The sequence below is a fragment of the Amycolatopsis sp. NPDC104863 genome (genome assembly GCF_055582965.1).
In genome coordinates this window covers 390,153-404,276 of sequence record NZ_JBVJOW010000003.1, presented here as the reverse complement: position 1 = coordinate 404,276, position 14,124 = coordinate 390,153, and the positions used below count along the sequence as shown (strand labels likewise).

Annotated in this window: 12 protein-coding genes; 7 read left to right on the top strand and 5 right to left on the bottom strand. The window is 70.7% G+C overall.

The genetic code is table 11. The features are described 5' to 3' along the window. Positions 1-138 precede the first annotated feature (138 nt). Both ACZ63J_RS18565 and ACZ63J_RS18560 read right to left on the bottom strand, forming a co-directional pair. Positions 139-1,278, bottom strand: coding sequence for a sugar ABC transporter substrate-binding protein (locus ACZ63J_RS18565; protein WP_465403394.1), 1,140 nt, complete (start codon positions 1,276-1,278; stop codon positions 139-141). Between the two features lie 1,099 nt (positions 1,279-2,377). After that, complete coding sequence (locus ACZ63J_RS18560; RefSeq protein WP_465307421.1) at positions 2,378-4,114, bottom strand: DEAD/DEAH box helicase; 1,737 nt, start codon at positions 4,112-4,114, stop codon at positions 2,378-2,380. 224 nt (positions 4,115-4,338) lie between these two features. On the opposite strand from ACZ63J_RS18560, the gene ACZ63J_RS18555 reads away from it, so the two are divergent. Next, positions 4,339-5,487, top strand: coding sequence for a YihY/virulence factor BrkB family protein (locus ACZ63J_RS18555; RefSeq protein WP_465337903.1), 1,149 nt, complete (start codon positions 4,339-4,341; stop codon positions 5,485-5,487). Positions 5,488-5,575: 88 nt separating this feature from the next. After that, the gene (locus ACZ63J_RS18550) at positions 5,576-8,728 is read left to right on the top strand and encodes an efflux RND transporter permease subunit (RefSeq protein ID WP_465403392.1); all 3,153 of its coding nucleotides are present in this window, start codon (positions 5,576-5,578) and stop codon (positions 8,726-8,728) included. A 57-nt stretch (positions 8,729-8,785) separates the two neighbouring features. Here the strand turns inward: ACZ63J_RS18550 and ACZ63J_RS18545 are convergent, their stop codons facing one another. Next, a complete protein-coding gene (locus tag ACZ63J_RS18545; protein ID WP_465403390.1) occupies positions 8,786-9,622 on the bottom strand; it encodes a hypothetical protein in 837 nt (278 codons plus the stop codon). A gap of 166 nt (positions 9,623-9,788) precedes the next feature. Beyond that, positions 9,789-10,031 (bottom strand): DUF3039 domain-containing protein, encoded by a 243-nt coding sequence (locus ACZ63J_RS18540; protein WP_167379801.1) that lies wholly within the window; start codon positions 10,029-10,031, stop codon positions 9,789-9,791. 67 nt (positions 10,032-10,098) lie between these two features. Here ACZ63J_RS18540 and ACZ63J_RS18535 point away from each other — a divergent pair, with 67 nt between their 5' ends. The 5 genes from ACZ63J_RS18535 to ACZ63J_RS18515 are packed head-to-tail and all read left to right on the top strand — an operon-like array spanning position 10,099 to position 13,770. Next, positions 10,099-10,887 carry a sporulation protein gene (locus tag ACZ63J_RS18535; RefSeq protein WP_465307429.1) on the top strand — a complete coding sequence of 263 codons (789 nt, stop codon included), beginning with the start codon at positions 10,099-10,101 and terminating at the stop codon, positions 10,885-10,887. Further along, complete coding sequence (locus ACZ63J_RS18530; RefSeq protein ID WP_465403388.1) at positions 10,887-11,378, top strand: pyridoxamine 5'-phosphate oxidase family protein; 492 nt, start codon at positions 10,887-10,889, stop codon at positions 11,376-11,378. The genes ACZ63J_RS18535 and ACZ63J_RS18530 overlap by 1 nt, the downstream gene beginning before the upstream one ends. Beyond that, positions 11,375-11,986: an HD domain-containing protein gene (locus tag ACZ63J_RS18525; RefSeq protein WP_465403386.1), complete on the top strand. Its 612-nt coding sequence runs from the start codon at positions 11,375-11,377 to the stop codon at positions 11,984-11,986. Before ACZ63J_RS18530 ends, ACZ63J_RS18525 begins: the two co-directional genes overlap by 4 nt. Positions 11,987-11,995: 9 nt before the next feature. After that, complete coding sequence (locus ACZ63J_RS18520; RefSeq protein ID WP_465403384.1) at positions 11,996-12,901, top strand: pseudouridine-5'-phosphate glycosidase; 906 nt, start codon at positions 11,996-11,998, stop codon at positions 12,899-12,901. Then, complete coding sequence (locus ACZ63J_RS18515) at positions 12,898-13,770, top strand: carbohydrate kinase family protein (protein WP_465403382.1); 873 nt, start codon at positions 12,898-12,900, stop codon at positions 13,768-13,770. Before ACZ63J_RS18520 ends, ACZ63J_RS18515 begins: the two co-directional genes overlap by 4 nt. A 3-nt stretch (positions 13,771-13,773) precedes the next feature. On the opposite strand, the gene ACZ63J_RS18510 is transcribed toward ACZ63J_RS18515, so the two are convergent. Continuing rightward, positions 13,774-14,109, bottom strand: coding sequence for a DUF3099 domain-containing protein (locus tag ACZ63J_RS18510; protein ID WP_465337910.1), 336 nt, complete (start codon positions 14,107-14,109; stop codon positions 13,774-13,776). Positions 14,110-14,124 lie beyond the last annotated feature (15 nt).

The window sequence follows — 14,124 nt, the reverse complement described above, 5'->3', positions numbered from 1 at the left end:
GCAGGGTCTTTTTGCAGGACCTTTGCCCGAAAAAACGGGCTCATTGAGGGGGGCCTTTTCTCTGGGGGGGAACACGGGCGGGGGCCCCCCGTGGGGCCCCCCCCCCCGCCCCGGCTGTTCATGGGTACTGCGGATGGCTCAGGAGATGCCGAGCGAGCTGCACTTGGCGGCGAGGTCGCCACCACAGATCTCGGCGGCCTTCACGTAGCCCTGGGTGACGACGGTCTTGACGTCCTTCTCCAGGATCGTGGTCGGCGTGAGCAGCACCGACTTGATGTCGCGGTTGTTCTTCGGGTCGTGGAGCTTGCCCGTCGCGATCGCGTCGGCGCCCGCGGTGTCACCCTTGGCCAGGGCGGCGGCCAGCTTGGCGGTCGACTCGGCCTCTTCCTTGATCGGCTTGAAGACCGTCATGTACTGCTCGCCGCGCATGACCGCCATCAGGCCGTCGGCGGTGGCGTCCTGGCCGGTGACCGGGACCTTCCCGGCGAGGCCGTTCTTCTTGAGGATGGTGATGACCGCGCCGGCCAGACCGTCGTTCGCCGCGACGACGCCGTCGACCTTGCCGCCGTTGGCGGTGAAGATCTGCTCGAACGTCGTGCCGCCGAGCTGGTTGTCCCAGTCGTTGATCGGCTGCTTCTGGATCCGCTTGAGCGTGCCCGACGAGGCCAGCGGGTCGAGGACGGAGTCCTGGCCCTTGGTGAACAGCGTGGCGTTGTTGTCGGTCGGGGCGCCCTCGATCTGGACGAAACCCGCGCCCGGCTTGCTCTTCAGCGCGTCGGCCATGGCCTGGCCCTGCAGCTGGCCGACCTTCTCGTTGTCGAACGAGACGTAGTAGTCGGCGGAGCCGCCGAGGCTCGGGCGGTCGTAGTCGATGACCGGGATGCCCGCGGCCTTCGCCTTGGTCTCGACCGCGGAACCGACGGCCGGGTCACCGGGGGCGATGATCAGGACCTTGACACCGGAGCTGATGAAGCCGTCGGCGAGGGTGGCGAACTTCTGGTTGTCACCCTGGGCGTTCTGAACGTCGACCTCGAAGCCCTGGGCCGACAGCGCGGCCTGCAGCATCGGCTTGTCGAACGCTTCCCAGCGCGCCGAGGTGGCGGTCTCCGGGAGGATGACGCCGACCTTGCCGCTGGCGCCGCCGGCGGCGGCGGGCGCGGACGAGGACGCGGAGCTGCTCCCCGTGCCCCCGCTGTCTGAACTGTTGGCACCACAAGCGGACAGCACCAGGCCGGTGCTCACCGTCGCGGCGAGGAGGGTAAGGGTTCTGCTGCGCATCCTCGTTCCTTCCGGATCCAAGCATTGGTGACGAGCGGCCCTCGGCTTCGCTTCGGGCCTAGCGGGGCGGCGATCCGGAGGGTCCCGGCGCACCGACGCGCATATGTTGTGGGCGACAACATATGCCGCTGAGCGGCTGCGGGGAAGATAGCTGGATCGATTAAATGACACCAATTGGACACGGTTCGGCAACACGAGCTGAACCTCGCCCGGAAAGAGTAGATCCGCTGACGATGTGATCGCCAGCACTCACCCTGTGTTACATCCAGGTTTCTTGACGCCTTGAAGGTACTCCGCCGGTGTACACCGAGTGCGATCCACCGCGAAGTGGTGGTGAACCCACGGCAAACACACGGGACTGGTCGCCCACTTGCGAACTTCGCACCCGGGATGCCCGAAGCGCCACCGGCCGGGGGACGCACGGGCAGCCGGGAGAAGACCGATCGGGCACGCAACGTCACGGAGTTGTGGAAGGTCCGTGGAGGTGGTGGTGGAACGGACGGTGACCGGCGGGTTCAGCCTCCTGGGCGACACCGGTGGCTGGGACGGGCCTGGCAGCTGGGCCGGTGAGGTGGGCTCGGCTGGAGCCGGCGGCTACCCGGGTTGGACGGATCGGCGAGCAAACCGCGGACCGGGCAGCGCCGGTCGAGCGGACTCACCGGTGCTCGTAGGCCCCAGGTGAGCGGTTGGCGCCGAAACGCAATCCCGCGCTGAGCCGCGCCCCGAGGTCAAGCGAGCTCGATCGGAACTGGCGGGCATCCAGGCAAGCGGTCGGCGCCGAACCGCAATCCCGCGCTGAGCCGCACCCCCCGCCGAGCCGCACGCCAAGGTCAAGGTCGGCCCAACTCGCGGGCATCCCTGGCAAGCGGTCGGAGCCGGACCGCGATCCCGCGCTGAGCCGCACGCCAAGGTCAAGCACTCGACCCGAACTGGCGGGCACCCCGGTGAGCGGTCAGCGCCGAACCGCAATCCCGCGCCGAGCCGCACGCCAGATCAAGGTCGGCCGACCTCAGTCGGCGCGACCGGAGCAGGCCGACCGCCGCGCAACCTCGATCCCCCAGCCTGGCCGGGCTCGGCAACCCGGCTCAGCCAGCAGAAGTCACCAGGACCGCAGGGTGACGATCCGCTCCTCCAACTGCTCCACGGTCGCCATCGCGGTAGGCGGCCCACCACACACCCGCCTCAGCTCGTTGTGGATCGCGCCGTGGGGTTTCTTCGTGCGGTGGTGGTACATGCCCACCAGCGCGTTCAGCTCCTTGCGCAACGTTCCCAGCCGCTCGCTCACCGATGCCGGGCGGGCCGCCGGTGGGGGCGCCTCCTCCTTCGCGGGCTTGCGGCGCTTCTCGTCCGCGATCTGCTCTTCCTGCCGCTTGCGCAGCAGCGCGCGGACCTGGTCCGGCTCCAGCAGGCCCGGCAGCCCGAGGTACTCCTGCTCCTCGTCCGACCCCGAGAACACCGCCGTGCCGAACGAGTTGCCGTCGTAGATGACCTGGTCGAGCTCGGCCGAGGCGCCCAGCGACGTGAACGCCTTCTCCTCCTCGCCCGGCTCGTCCTCGGTGCGGTTGGCCTGGGCGAGGAGCTCGTCCTCCCAGCCCTCCTGCTCGCGGTGCGGCTTGCCCAGCACGTGGTCGCGCTGCGCCTCCAGCTCGCTGGCCAGCTCCAGCAGCACCGGCACCGACGGCAGGAACACGCTCGCCGTCTCGCCCTTCTTGCGGGCTCGCACGTAGCGGCCGATCGCCTGGGCGAAGAACAGCGGGGTCGACGCGCTCGTGGCGTACACCCCCACCGCCAGCCGCGGGACGTCGACGCCTTCCGAGACCATGCGGACCGCCACTATCCAGCGTTCCTTCGTCTCGGAGAACTCCTTGATCCGCCCGGACGCCTTCGGGTCGTCCGAGAGCACCAGCGTCGGCGCCTCCCCCGAGAGGCGCTCCAGGATCTTCGCGTACGCGCGCGCCGTCTCCTGGTCGGTCGCGATGACCAGGCCGCCGGCGTCCGGGACGTGCTGGCGGACCTGCGACAACCGGGTGTCGGCCGCCTGCAGCACCGCCGGGATCCACTCGCCCGCCGGGTCGAGGGCCGTGCGCCAGGCGCGGGCGTTCTGCTCCGCCGTCAGCGGCTCGCCGAGCCGGGCGGTGAACTCCTCCCCCGCGCTCGTGCGCCAGGACGCCTCGCCCGAGTACGCGAGGAAGACGACCGGCCGGACCACGCCGTCGGCCAGCGCGTCCGCGTAACCGTACGAGTGGTCGGCCTTACTGCGCTGGAAGCCGCCGGCGTCCGGCTCGTAGGTGACGAACGGGATCGCCGAGTCGTCGGACCGGAACGGCGTCCCGGTCAGCGACAGCCGCCGGACGGCCGGGGTGAAGGCCTCGCGGATCGCGTCACCCCAGGACTTCGCGTCGCCGCCGTGGTGGATCTCGTCGAGGATGACCAGCGTCTTGCGGTTTTCGGTGCGCACGCGGTGCAGCGTCGGGTGGGCCGCGACCTGCGCGTACGTCAGCGCGACGCCGTTGTAGTCCGACGACGTCACGCCCGTGGTGTTGCGGAAGTTCGAGTCGATCTGGATGCCGGCCAGCGCCGCCGACGCGGCCCACTGGTGCTTGAGGTGCTCGGTCGGCGTAACGATGGTGACCGCCTCGATCGTGCGGTCGCTCAGCAGCTCCGCCGCGATCCGCAGGCCGAACACCGTCTTGCCGGCCCCGGGCGTCGCCACCGCGAGGAAGTCCTTGGGCCGCGTCGTCAGGTACTTGGTCAGTGCCCGCCGCTGCCACGCCCGCAGCGGGCGCGCGGTCGAGTCCTTCTCCGCGGGAGGCGCCCCGAGCTGCGTCTCCGTCATGCCGGTCCCCCCTCGCTCAAGTGCCTTGACGTGCGCTGTGACGTGCAAAAACCCTCACTGTGGCACCGACTTCGGCGTCGATGGCTGCGGTGAGGGCACTGGAGCGAGTCTACCGGCCGGGTCCGACAGTTCCGGGCACCGGCACGGGTGATGTCACCCGACACGCCCGGCCGCAGGGGGTGTGACGAGCCAAATCCGCACGGATGGACCATGCTGGACACGTCATGGGTGAGGTGCAGCCGTCCGCAGCGACGAAGGTGGCCCGAAGGGGGCCGTGGCGGCTGCTCACGCGCACGCTCGCCAAGGCCTGGGAAGGCAACATCTTCTCCGAGGCCGCCGAGGCCGCCTTCTGGCAGACGCTCTCGCTGCCCCCGCTGCTGCTCGGCCTGCTCGGCAGCCTGGGCTTCATCGGCGAATGGTTCGGCCAGAACGTCGTCTCGGCCGTGCACGACAAGATCATCGGCTTCTGCCGGACCGTGTTCAGCCAGAACGCCGTCCACGACATCATCGAACCCACGGTCAACAGCATCCTCACCGTCGGCAAGGGCGAAATCGTCTCGGTCGGCTTCCTGATCTCGCTGTGGGCGGGTTCGTCGGCGATGTCGTCGTTCGTCGACGCGATCACGGTCGCGCACGACCAGTACGGCGTCCGCAACGACGTCTGGCAGCGGATCTTCGCGCTGCTGCTGTACCTGGGCGGCCTGGTGATCCTGGTGGTCGGCCTGCCGCTGCTGGCGATCGGCCCCGACCTGCTGCCCGAGTTCTTCCCCACGGACTGGCGTCCGACGGTGGCGTCGTGGGTGAACGCGCTCTACTTCCCGACCCTCGCGGTGATGATCACCCTCGCGCTGACCACGCTGTACAAGCTCGCCCTGCCGCGGAAGCTGCCGTGGCACCGCGGGCTGCCGGGCGCGGTGCTCGCCATGGTCGTGTTCCTGCTCTCCTCGGTCGGCCTGCGCATCTACCTGAACTGGATCACCAAGACGGGGTACACCTACGGCGCGCTGGCCGCGCCGATCGCGTTCCTGCTGCTGACGTTCTTCGTCGGGCTCGCCGTGGTCGGCGGGGCGTACTTCAACAGCGCGATCCAGGAGCTGTGGCCGGCGAAGGCGACCCGGCGCCAGCGCCGGAAGTGGCGGCGGCTGGAGATGGAACGCGCCTCCGAGCGGCTGCGCACGGAGGAAGGGCGCAAGCTGTGGGAGCGCACGACCACGCCGCTGCGGCGCCCGCGCGCCGAAGACGTCTCCGCAAACGGCGACGGTGAAGCGTCCGAAGAGGACGAACCGTCACCCAGCGCACCGGAACCGGCACCCAGCGCGGCTCAGGGTCGCGATTCATCCCCGCGGACGACACAAAATCAACCCGCAGACTGAGTCGCTCCTCAGCATCGCCGTGAAAAGCTGCCCCGGTCACTGACGCAGGCGTCGGTCGCCGCGTCGTTCCCGAGGGGGTTCCCAAGTCATGTCCGTGCTGGCCAGATTGAGCCTGCGCAACCGAAGCCTGATCGGCCTGCTCGCGCTCGTCGTCGTCGGTTTCGGGGCTTTCGCGCTGCCGCAGATCAAGCAGCAGCTGTTCCCGTCCCTGCAGTTCCCGCAGGCCCAGATCGTCACCGCGTACGCGGGCGCGTCGCCGGACGCGGTCGACAAGCAGGTCACCGAGCCCCTGGAAGGCGCCCTGCAGGGGCTGAAGGGCCTGGAGGACATCAACTCGACGTCCTCGGACGGCGTTTCGCGCGTGGTGACGCAGTTCGCGTTCGGCACCGACCTCGACGCCGCCGTGCAGCAGATCCAGCAGATCGTGAACCAGGTCCAGCCGCGGCTGCCGCAGAACTCCGAGCCCTCGGTGTCCGCGGGCAGCACCGACGACCTGCCGGTCGTGCTGGTCGCCGCGGGCACGGCCGGGGACCCGCAGCAGCTCGCGCCCGCGCTGACCGACCAGGTCGCGCCCGAGCTGCGGAAGATCGACGGCGTCCGCACGGTCACCGTCACCGGCGTGCAGCAGCCGCGCGTCACGATCACCCTCGACTACGCGAAGCTGGCCGCGGCGGGCGTCGACCCGACGTCGATCGCCACCACGCTGCAGACCGCCGGCGCCGCGGTGCCGGCCGGCACCCTGACCGAGGGCGACAAGACACTGTCGGTCCAGGTCGGCGGCGGCCAGACCACTGTGGACACGATCCGCAACCTCTACCTGACCCCGGGCGCCGCTTCCGGCGCCACCCGGGGCACGCCGCCGCGCGGGCCGGTGAAGCTGGGCGACGTCGCCGACGTGCAGACCGGCTTCGCGCCGCCGACGTCGATCACGCGCACCAACGGCAAGCCGAGCCTCGGCCTCTCGATCACCATGGTGGACAACGGGAACGCCGTCGCGATCTCCGACGCCGTGCGCGACAAGCTGCCGGAGCTGTCGAAGAAGACCGGCGCCGAGATGAACATCGTGTTCGACCAGGGCACGCCGGTGAAGGACGCGATCAGCGGCCTGACCACCGAAGGCCTACTGGGCCTGGCGTTCGCGGTCGTCGTCATCCTGCTGTTCCTGCTGTCGGTGCGCTCGACCCTGGTGACGGCGGTGTCGATCCCGCTGTCGGTGGTGGTCGCGCTGCTGGCGCTGTGGACCGGCGACCTGTCGCTCAACCTGCTCACCCTCGGCGCGCTGACGATCGCGATCGGCCGGGTGGTGGACGACTCCATTGTCGTGCTGGAGAACATCAAGCGACATCTGGCTTACGGCGAGGCGAAGGAACGAGCGGTGCTCGACGGCGTCCGCGAGGTGGCCGGCGCGGTGACGTCGTCCACGCTGACGACCGTCGCGGTCTTCCTGCCGATCGCGTTCGTCGGCGGGTTCGTCGGCCAGCTGTTCTCGCCGTTCGCGATCACCGTGACGGTGGCGCTGCTGGCGTCGCTGCTCGTCTCGCTGACCGTGGTTCCGGTGCTGGCGTACTGGTTCCTGAAGCAGCCGAAGGTGCCCACGGACGCCATCGAGGCCGAGCGGGCGCGCGAAGCCGCCGTCGAGAAGGAGCGCCGCGGCCTCCTGCAGCGGGCGTACCTGCCGGTGATCCGGTTCGCGACCAAGCGGCGGCTCACCGTCGTCCTGCTGGCGCTGCTGATCTTCGCCGGCACGGTCGGGCTCGCGACGCGGCTGAACACGAACTTCCTCGACCAGTCCGGCGGCACCACGCTGAACATGACGCAGAAGCTGCCCGCCGGCACGAGCGTCGAGGCGAAGGAGAAGGCCGCGACGGCGGTCGAGCAGGCCCTGGCGGCCGAGAGCGCGGTGCAGACGTACCAGGTGAGCGTCGGCGGAGGTGGCGCGTTCGGCGGGTTCGGGGGCGGCGGCACGTCGACGAGCATCTCGGTCACCGTCGCGAAGGACACCGACCTCGACGCGCTGTCGGACCGGCTGCGCGCGAAGCTGACGTCGCGGCCCGAGCTGGGTGAGATCAAGATCGGCGCGGACGCCTCCGGCTTCAACTCCGACCAGGTTTCGGTCACCGTGACCGCGCCGTCGGAGGCCGCGCTGAAGCCCGCGTCCGACCAGGTGGTGCAGGCGCTGGGCGGGGTGTCCGGGCTGACCGAGGTGACCAGCGACCTGGCCGTCGGCTCGCCGCGGGTGCAGGTCGAGGTGGACGACGCCGCGGCCGCCGCGCACGGGCTGTCGGCGAGCACCATCGGCCAGGTCGCCAACCAGGCGATCGCCGGCCGCACGGTGACGCAGCTGCCGGTCGGCGGCCAGCGCACGGACGTCGTGCTGCGCGCCGGCGCCGCGCCGGTGACGGTCGACCAGGTCAAGAGCCTGCCGATCCCGGGCCCGGCCGGCGTCGTCCGGCTCGACGAGGTCGCGAAGGTGTCCACTGTGGACGGCCCGGCGTCGGTGCACCGCACCGGCGGCGACCTCTCGACCACGGTCACCGCCAAGAACACCGGCGACAACCTGAGCAAGACCACGGCGGACATTCAGTCCAAGCTGGACGGACTGACGTTCACCGGCGGCGCGTCGTACTCCCTCGGCGGCGTGAGCCAGGACCAGCAGGAGGCGTTCTCCAACCTGTTCCTGGCGCTGCTGGCGGCGATCGCGATCGTGTTCCTGATCATGGTGGCGACGTTCCGCAGCCTGATCCAGCCGCTGATCCTGCTGGTGTCGATCCCGTTCGCGGCGACCGGCGCGATCGGGCTGCTGCTGGCGACGGGCACCGCGCTCGGCCTGCCGGCGCTGATCGGCATGCTGATGCTGGTGGGCATCGTGGTGACGAACGCGATCGTCCTGATCGACCTGATCAACCAGTACCGCGCGGAGGGGATGAGCGTCTCGGACGCGGTCACCGAGGGCGGCCGGCGGCGGTTGCGCCCGATCCTGATGACCGCGGCGGCGACGATCTTCGCGCTGGTCCCGATGGCGCTGGGCATCACCGGCCAGGGCGGGTTCATCGGCCAGCCGCTGGCGATCGTGGTGATCGGCGGCCTGGTCAGCTCGACGCTGCTGACGCTGGTGCTGGTCCCGACGCTGTACACGATGGTCGAGACCCGGAAGGAGCGTCGCCGCGCGCGGCGCGAGGCTCGCCGTCACCCGGCGAAGGCGCCGGAGTCGGAGTCCCTGGACCCCGCCCCCACCGCCTGACCCGAGTTCGTCGAAGGCCCGGCACTTCCCTCGGGAGGTGCCGGGCCTTCGGCGTGTTCACTGCTTGAAGCGGTAGGTCATGCTGTCGAAGAGGATGCAGATGCTCGGCGACATCACGATCACGCGCAGGGTGTTGTCCCGCTCGTCGAAATCGATGCCCTCGACCTCGAAGTTGCCGCTGCAGCCGCTGCGCAACGGCAGCTGACCCAGCGAAGTCACGTGACCCGCGACGTCCGAACCGGACAGCGGGCCCGCGAGATCCACCTGCAGCAGCGGCTTCGTCGTGCCGAAGAGGCTGCCGTCCGGGTCGTCGGATGCGCAGAGGAGGCGGGTCGCCGTCTGGAAGTCGCAGCCCTGGACGTCGCGGACCGGGTGGTCGAGGCGGATCGTGCCGGCGAGCGGGAGGTTCTCGCCCGGCGTGCCGAACACCGCTCCGGGCATCGGGTGGACCAGGAGGCGGTCCATCGTGCCCCACTCCCCCGCCACCATCCACCGGGCGTCCGGCGACACCGCGGCGAAGGAGTTGTTGTTCGCTTCCCAGGACTCGAGGTTGTGCTTGTAGTTGGCCCACGAACCGTCCGGGGCCTGGACGCGGAAGAGCTTCGCGCCCCGGTCGTCACGCTGGTAGGGCTCGACGTACCAGCCCTGGGCCGAGCCCGGGTCGCCGACGTGGTTCCAGCCCTGCGAGCTGAGGTCCGCCGGGATGGTGCTGATCCCGGTGTAGCGGATGGTGGTGCCCGACGGGCGGACGATCGTGGCGAGCCCCTGGCTCTCGTCGAGGGCGCGGGCTTGGTCCCGCCCGACCTCCGACCAGCCCGTGACGGCCTGCGCCAGCGCGGGCGCGAACACGGTGAGCAAGGCGGCTACGGCGACGACGATCCCGGTCCTGCGCATGTGCGACTCCGGTGGGTGAGGAAACCTGGCGTCAGGGATTTACCAGGAGTCCCGCACCCCGCACACCCGCCGAATGAAGGTTTTTCACGTTTGTTCGGGAAGCTGTCCGGTTCCGGACAGCGGAAAGACCCGGCGGGCTCACCCGCCGGGGGGATTCAGGCCGGGGTCACTCGCCCGGGCGCAGCCCGTCGAAGATCTCCTTGCAGGCCGGGCAGACCGGCGAACCGGGCTTCGGCGACTTCGTCACCGGGAAGACCTCGCCGCAGAGCGCCACCACGTGATTGCCCATGACCGCGCTTTCGGCGATCTTGTTCTTCTTCACGTAGTGGAACATCTTCGGGGTGTCGTCGTCGGTGGTGTCCGTGCCCTCGGGCGTGGTCTCCGGCTTCGTCAGCGTCTCGGTGCTCACCCGGCCATTGTGCCCGAGTCCCGCCGAACCTCGTACGAAAGCCCCCCGGCCTGGCAGGATCTGCGGCATGTTCCAGAAGGTGCTCGCGACGTTCGGCTCGGGCGGGGCGAAGATCGACGCCCGGCTGCTCGACCGGACCGCTTCCCCCGGCCGTCCCCTGCACGGCGAGGTCCTGCTGGCCGGCGGCGAGGTCGACCAGGAGATCAAGGGCCTCGACGTGACGCTGCTGGCCCGCGTCCAGGTGCCCGGCGCGGACAAGACCGAAGACCTCCCCTTCGGCTCCCAGCACCTGGTGGGCGCCGAGACCATCCGCGCCGGCCAGCAGGTCCGGCTGCCGTTCGAGCTGCCGCTGCCCTGGGAGACGCCGATCACCAGCGTCTTCGGCAAGCCGCTCACCGGGATGGCGGTCGGCGTGCGCGCCGAGCTCGACCTGGCGGCAGCGGTGTCCGACCCGTTCGACGCCGACGCCGTCGCGATCGAGCCGATCCCGGCGCAGAAGCGGGTCCTCGACGCGCTGAGCCGGATCGGCTTCGTCTTCCGCGAGGCGATCCTCGAGCAGGGCCGGATCAACGGCGCTCAGCAGCAGCTGCCGTTCTTCCAAGAGGTCCGCTTCACGCCTTCGCCGCGCTTCGCGAGCGTGTTCTCCCAGCTCGCGGTGACGTTCCTGGCGTCGTCGAGCCGCACGGACGTCGTCCTGGAGGTCACCAAGAACGTCCGGGTCAGCAAGAGCGGCGGCTTCGGCGGCCGCGGGCAGGACTTCCTGGGGATGTTCACCATGAAGCCGGACGTCAACTGGGAGAAGCAGCTCGAAGACTGGCTCGACCAGGTGGCGCGGCCGCGGGGCATCTTCGACTGATGGCCACCCCACGTCAGGAGCGGCCGCACATGCCCGGCTACGGGATCACGGCCGGTCCCGCGGGCCTGCTGCCCTGGTCGTGGGCCGAGACGCGGCTGCGGGAGTCGCACGACTTCTGGCTGTCGACCGTCACCCCGGCGGGGCGGCCGCACCTGATGCCGGTCTGGGCGGTGTGGACCGGCGAAGTGCTGTGGTTCTCCTCGTCGCTGCGGTCGGTGAAGGCGCGGAACATCGCCGCGGGTTCGGCCGTGTCGATCGCGACGGACGACCCGTACGAACCCGTCGTCGTCGAAGGGACGGCCGAGATCGTCACCGACCCGGACGCGCTGCGCGGGTTCCTCGCCGCGATGAACACGAAATACGAGACTTCGTACGAAGAAGACTTTCTCGACCCCGCCACCAACGCGTCGATGCGGCTGCGGCCGGAGAAGGTGTTCGGGTTGCGGGAGAAGGACTTCTCGGGCTCACCGACCCGCTGGACGTTCCCGTGAAGTGGGCCGAAGCCGTCACCGCGCTGGGTGGCGTACCCCGGCCGGGCCTCGAAGCCCGCTACGGCGAACCGCACCGCCGCTATCACACGCTCGACCACGCGGCCGCGGTCGCGCGGGACTCCGCCTGGCTGGCGGCGGACCTCGACGCCACCGGGCGCGCGATCGTCGCCGCGGCCGCCTGGACGCACGACGTCGTCTACGACGCGAAGCCCGGCGAAGACGAACGCGCCAGTGCCGCATGGGCCCGCGAAGCGCTGGAAGGCGTCCGAGAAGAGCACATCAACCGTGTCGAAGGCCTCATCCTCGCCACGATCAAGCACGACGCCCCGCCGGACGACCACCTCGCCACCGCGTTGCTCGACGCCGATCTCGCCATCCTCGGCGCGCCGGAAGCGAACTACGCCGCGTACGCCAAGGCGGTGCGCGAGGAGTACGCGAAGTACCCCGACGACGTCTGGCGCGAAGGCCGCATCGCCGTCCTCGAAGGCATGCTGTCCGGCACCCTCTACCGCAGCGAAGCCGCACGGACACGCTGGGCGACCACCGCGGTGAAGAACCTGACGGCCGAGCTGACCCACTGGCGCGGCGAGCGAGCCGATCACCGATGATGGTTCCTCGTGACCACCCCACTCAACCTGCACGAAGAGGTCGCTTCCGCGCTGCGTGACGGGCACCCCGTCGTCGCGCTGGAGAGCACCATCCTGTCCCACGGCCTGCCGCCGGGCCGCAACCTCGACGTCGCCCGCCGCCTCGAGCGGGTCGTGCGCGACGGCGGCGCCGTCCCGGCCACCATCGCCGTGCTCGACGGCAAGGTCGTCGTCGGCCTCTCCCCCGCCGAGCTCGAGCGCGTCTGCGCGCCGGACGCCGGTCTGGACAAGCTGTCGCTGCGCGACCTCGGCCCGGCCGTCGGCCTCGGCCGCTCGGGCGCGACGACCGTGGCGAGCACGTCGGCGCTGGCCGCCGCGGCCGGCATCGGGATGTTCGCCACCGGCGGGCTCGGCGGCGTGCACGTCGGCGCGGCGCAGTCGTGGGACGTCTCCGCGGACCTCGGCGTGCTCGCGAAGGTGCCGACCGTGGTCGTCTGCTCCGGCGTGAAGTCGGTCCTCGACATCCCGGCGACGCTGGAAGTGCTGGAGACGAACTCCGTGCCGGTGCTGGGGTACCGCACCGACGACTTCCCGGCGTTCTACCTCCGCTCGTCGGGCCACGCCGTCGGCTGGCGGGTCGACGACCCGAAGCAGACCGCCGCCGTGGTCGCCGCGCACCGTGCGTACGCGGATTCCGGTGTCCTGCTGGCGAACCCGATCCCCGAAGCGTCCGAAATGGACAAAGAGCTGCACGACCGGCTGCTCGCCGAGGGCCTGGCGCTGGTCGCCGAGCGGGGCGTGCACGGCGCCGAAGTCACGCCGGTGCTGCTGGAGCACTTCCACACCGCGAGCGGCGGCGTGAGCATCGACGCGAACGAAGCCTTGGTGCTCAACAACGCGAAGCTGGCGACCGAAGTGGCGGTGGCGCTGGCATGAGCGGGATCGTGGTGGTCGGCGACGCCGCCCTGGACGTGATCGCCCGGCACGAGAAGCCGTTGCCGCACGGGGGTGACGCGCGCGCGAAGATCCGGTTCACCGGCGGCGGCTCGGGCGCCAACACGGCGCTGTGGCTGCGTTCCCTCGGCGCGGAGACGACGCTGCTCGCCCGGATCGGCAACGACCCGGGCGGCCGGCTGATCCGCGCGGAGCTGGAGGCCGCGGGGGTGCGGTGCGCGTTCGCGGTCGACGACGAGGCGCCGACGTGCTGCGTCGTGGTGATGGTCGACGGCTCCGGGCAACGCAGCATGCTCGCCGACCGCGGCGCGAACCAGCGCTTCTCCCCCGAGGACGTCACGCCGGAGGTGCTGGCGGGCGCGAGCCACCTGCACCTGTCCGGGTACGTGCTGCTGGACCCGCCGTCGCGCGCGGCCGGGCTCGCGGCGCTGGCCGCCGCGAAGGAAGCGGGGTTGACGACGTCGGTCGACCCGCAGGCGGCCGCGCACATCACCGACCCGGCGGCCTTCCTCGACGACGTGCGCGGAGCCGACCTGCTGATGCCGAACACCGAGGAGCTGGTCGCGCTGACCGGTTCGGCGGACCCGGCGTCGGCGAAGGAGCTGCTCGGCACGGTCGGCGCGGTGGTGGTGACCGCCGGGCTGGACGGCGCCAGCTGGGTCGACGCGGGTGGCGTCACGAGCGTGCCCGCGGTCGAGGCCGAGTGCCTCGACTCGACGGGCGCCGGGGACGCGTTCGACGCGGGTGTGCTCACCGGCTGGCTGGCCGGGGAGTCCACTGTGGACGTCCTGCGGCACGGGACGCGCCTGGGCGCGCTGGCCGTCGGGAAGGTGGGCCCGCAGCCGGGGTGACCGCTAGCCGTCGATGACGCGGTGGCTGGTGCCTTCGATCGCCGTCGCCTCGGCCCGGTAGGTGTTGACCTTCTCGGACTTGCGCGGCGGGCGGTCGTTGGCGATCAGCACCGCGATCCACGGCAGCGGGACCGAGATCGCGAGGAACCCCAGCGCCAGCCACCAGGTGTGGTAGGTCAGCCCGGCCAGGATCAGGCACGGGATGCGGCAGCCCATCATGATCACGTACTTGCGCTTGCGAGCCTTGAACTGCTCTTCGTACGACGGGGCCGCCGCGGTGATCAGCACCGGGTCCGAGTCGTTGGCGGGCATGGTCACTGCACCACCTCCGCTCTCCATCGTCCCACCCGCGCG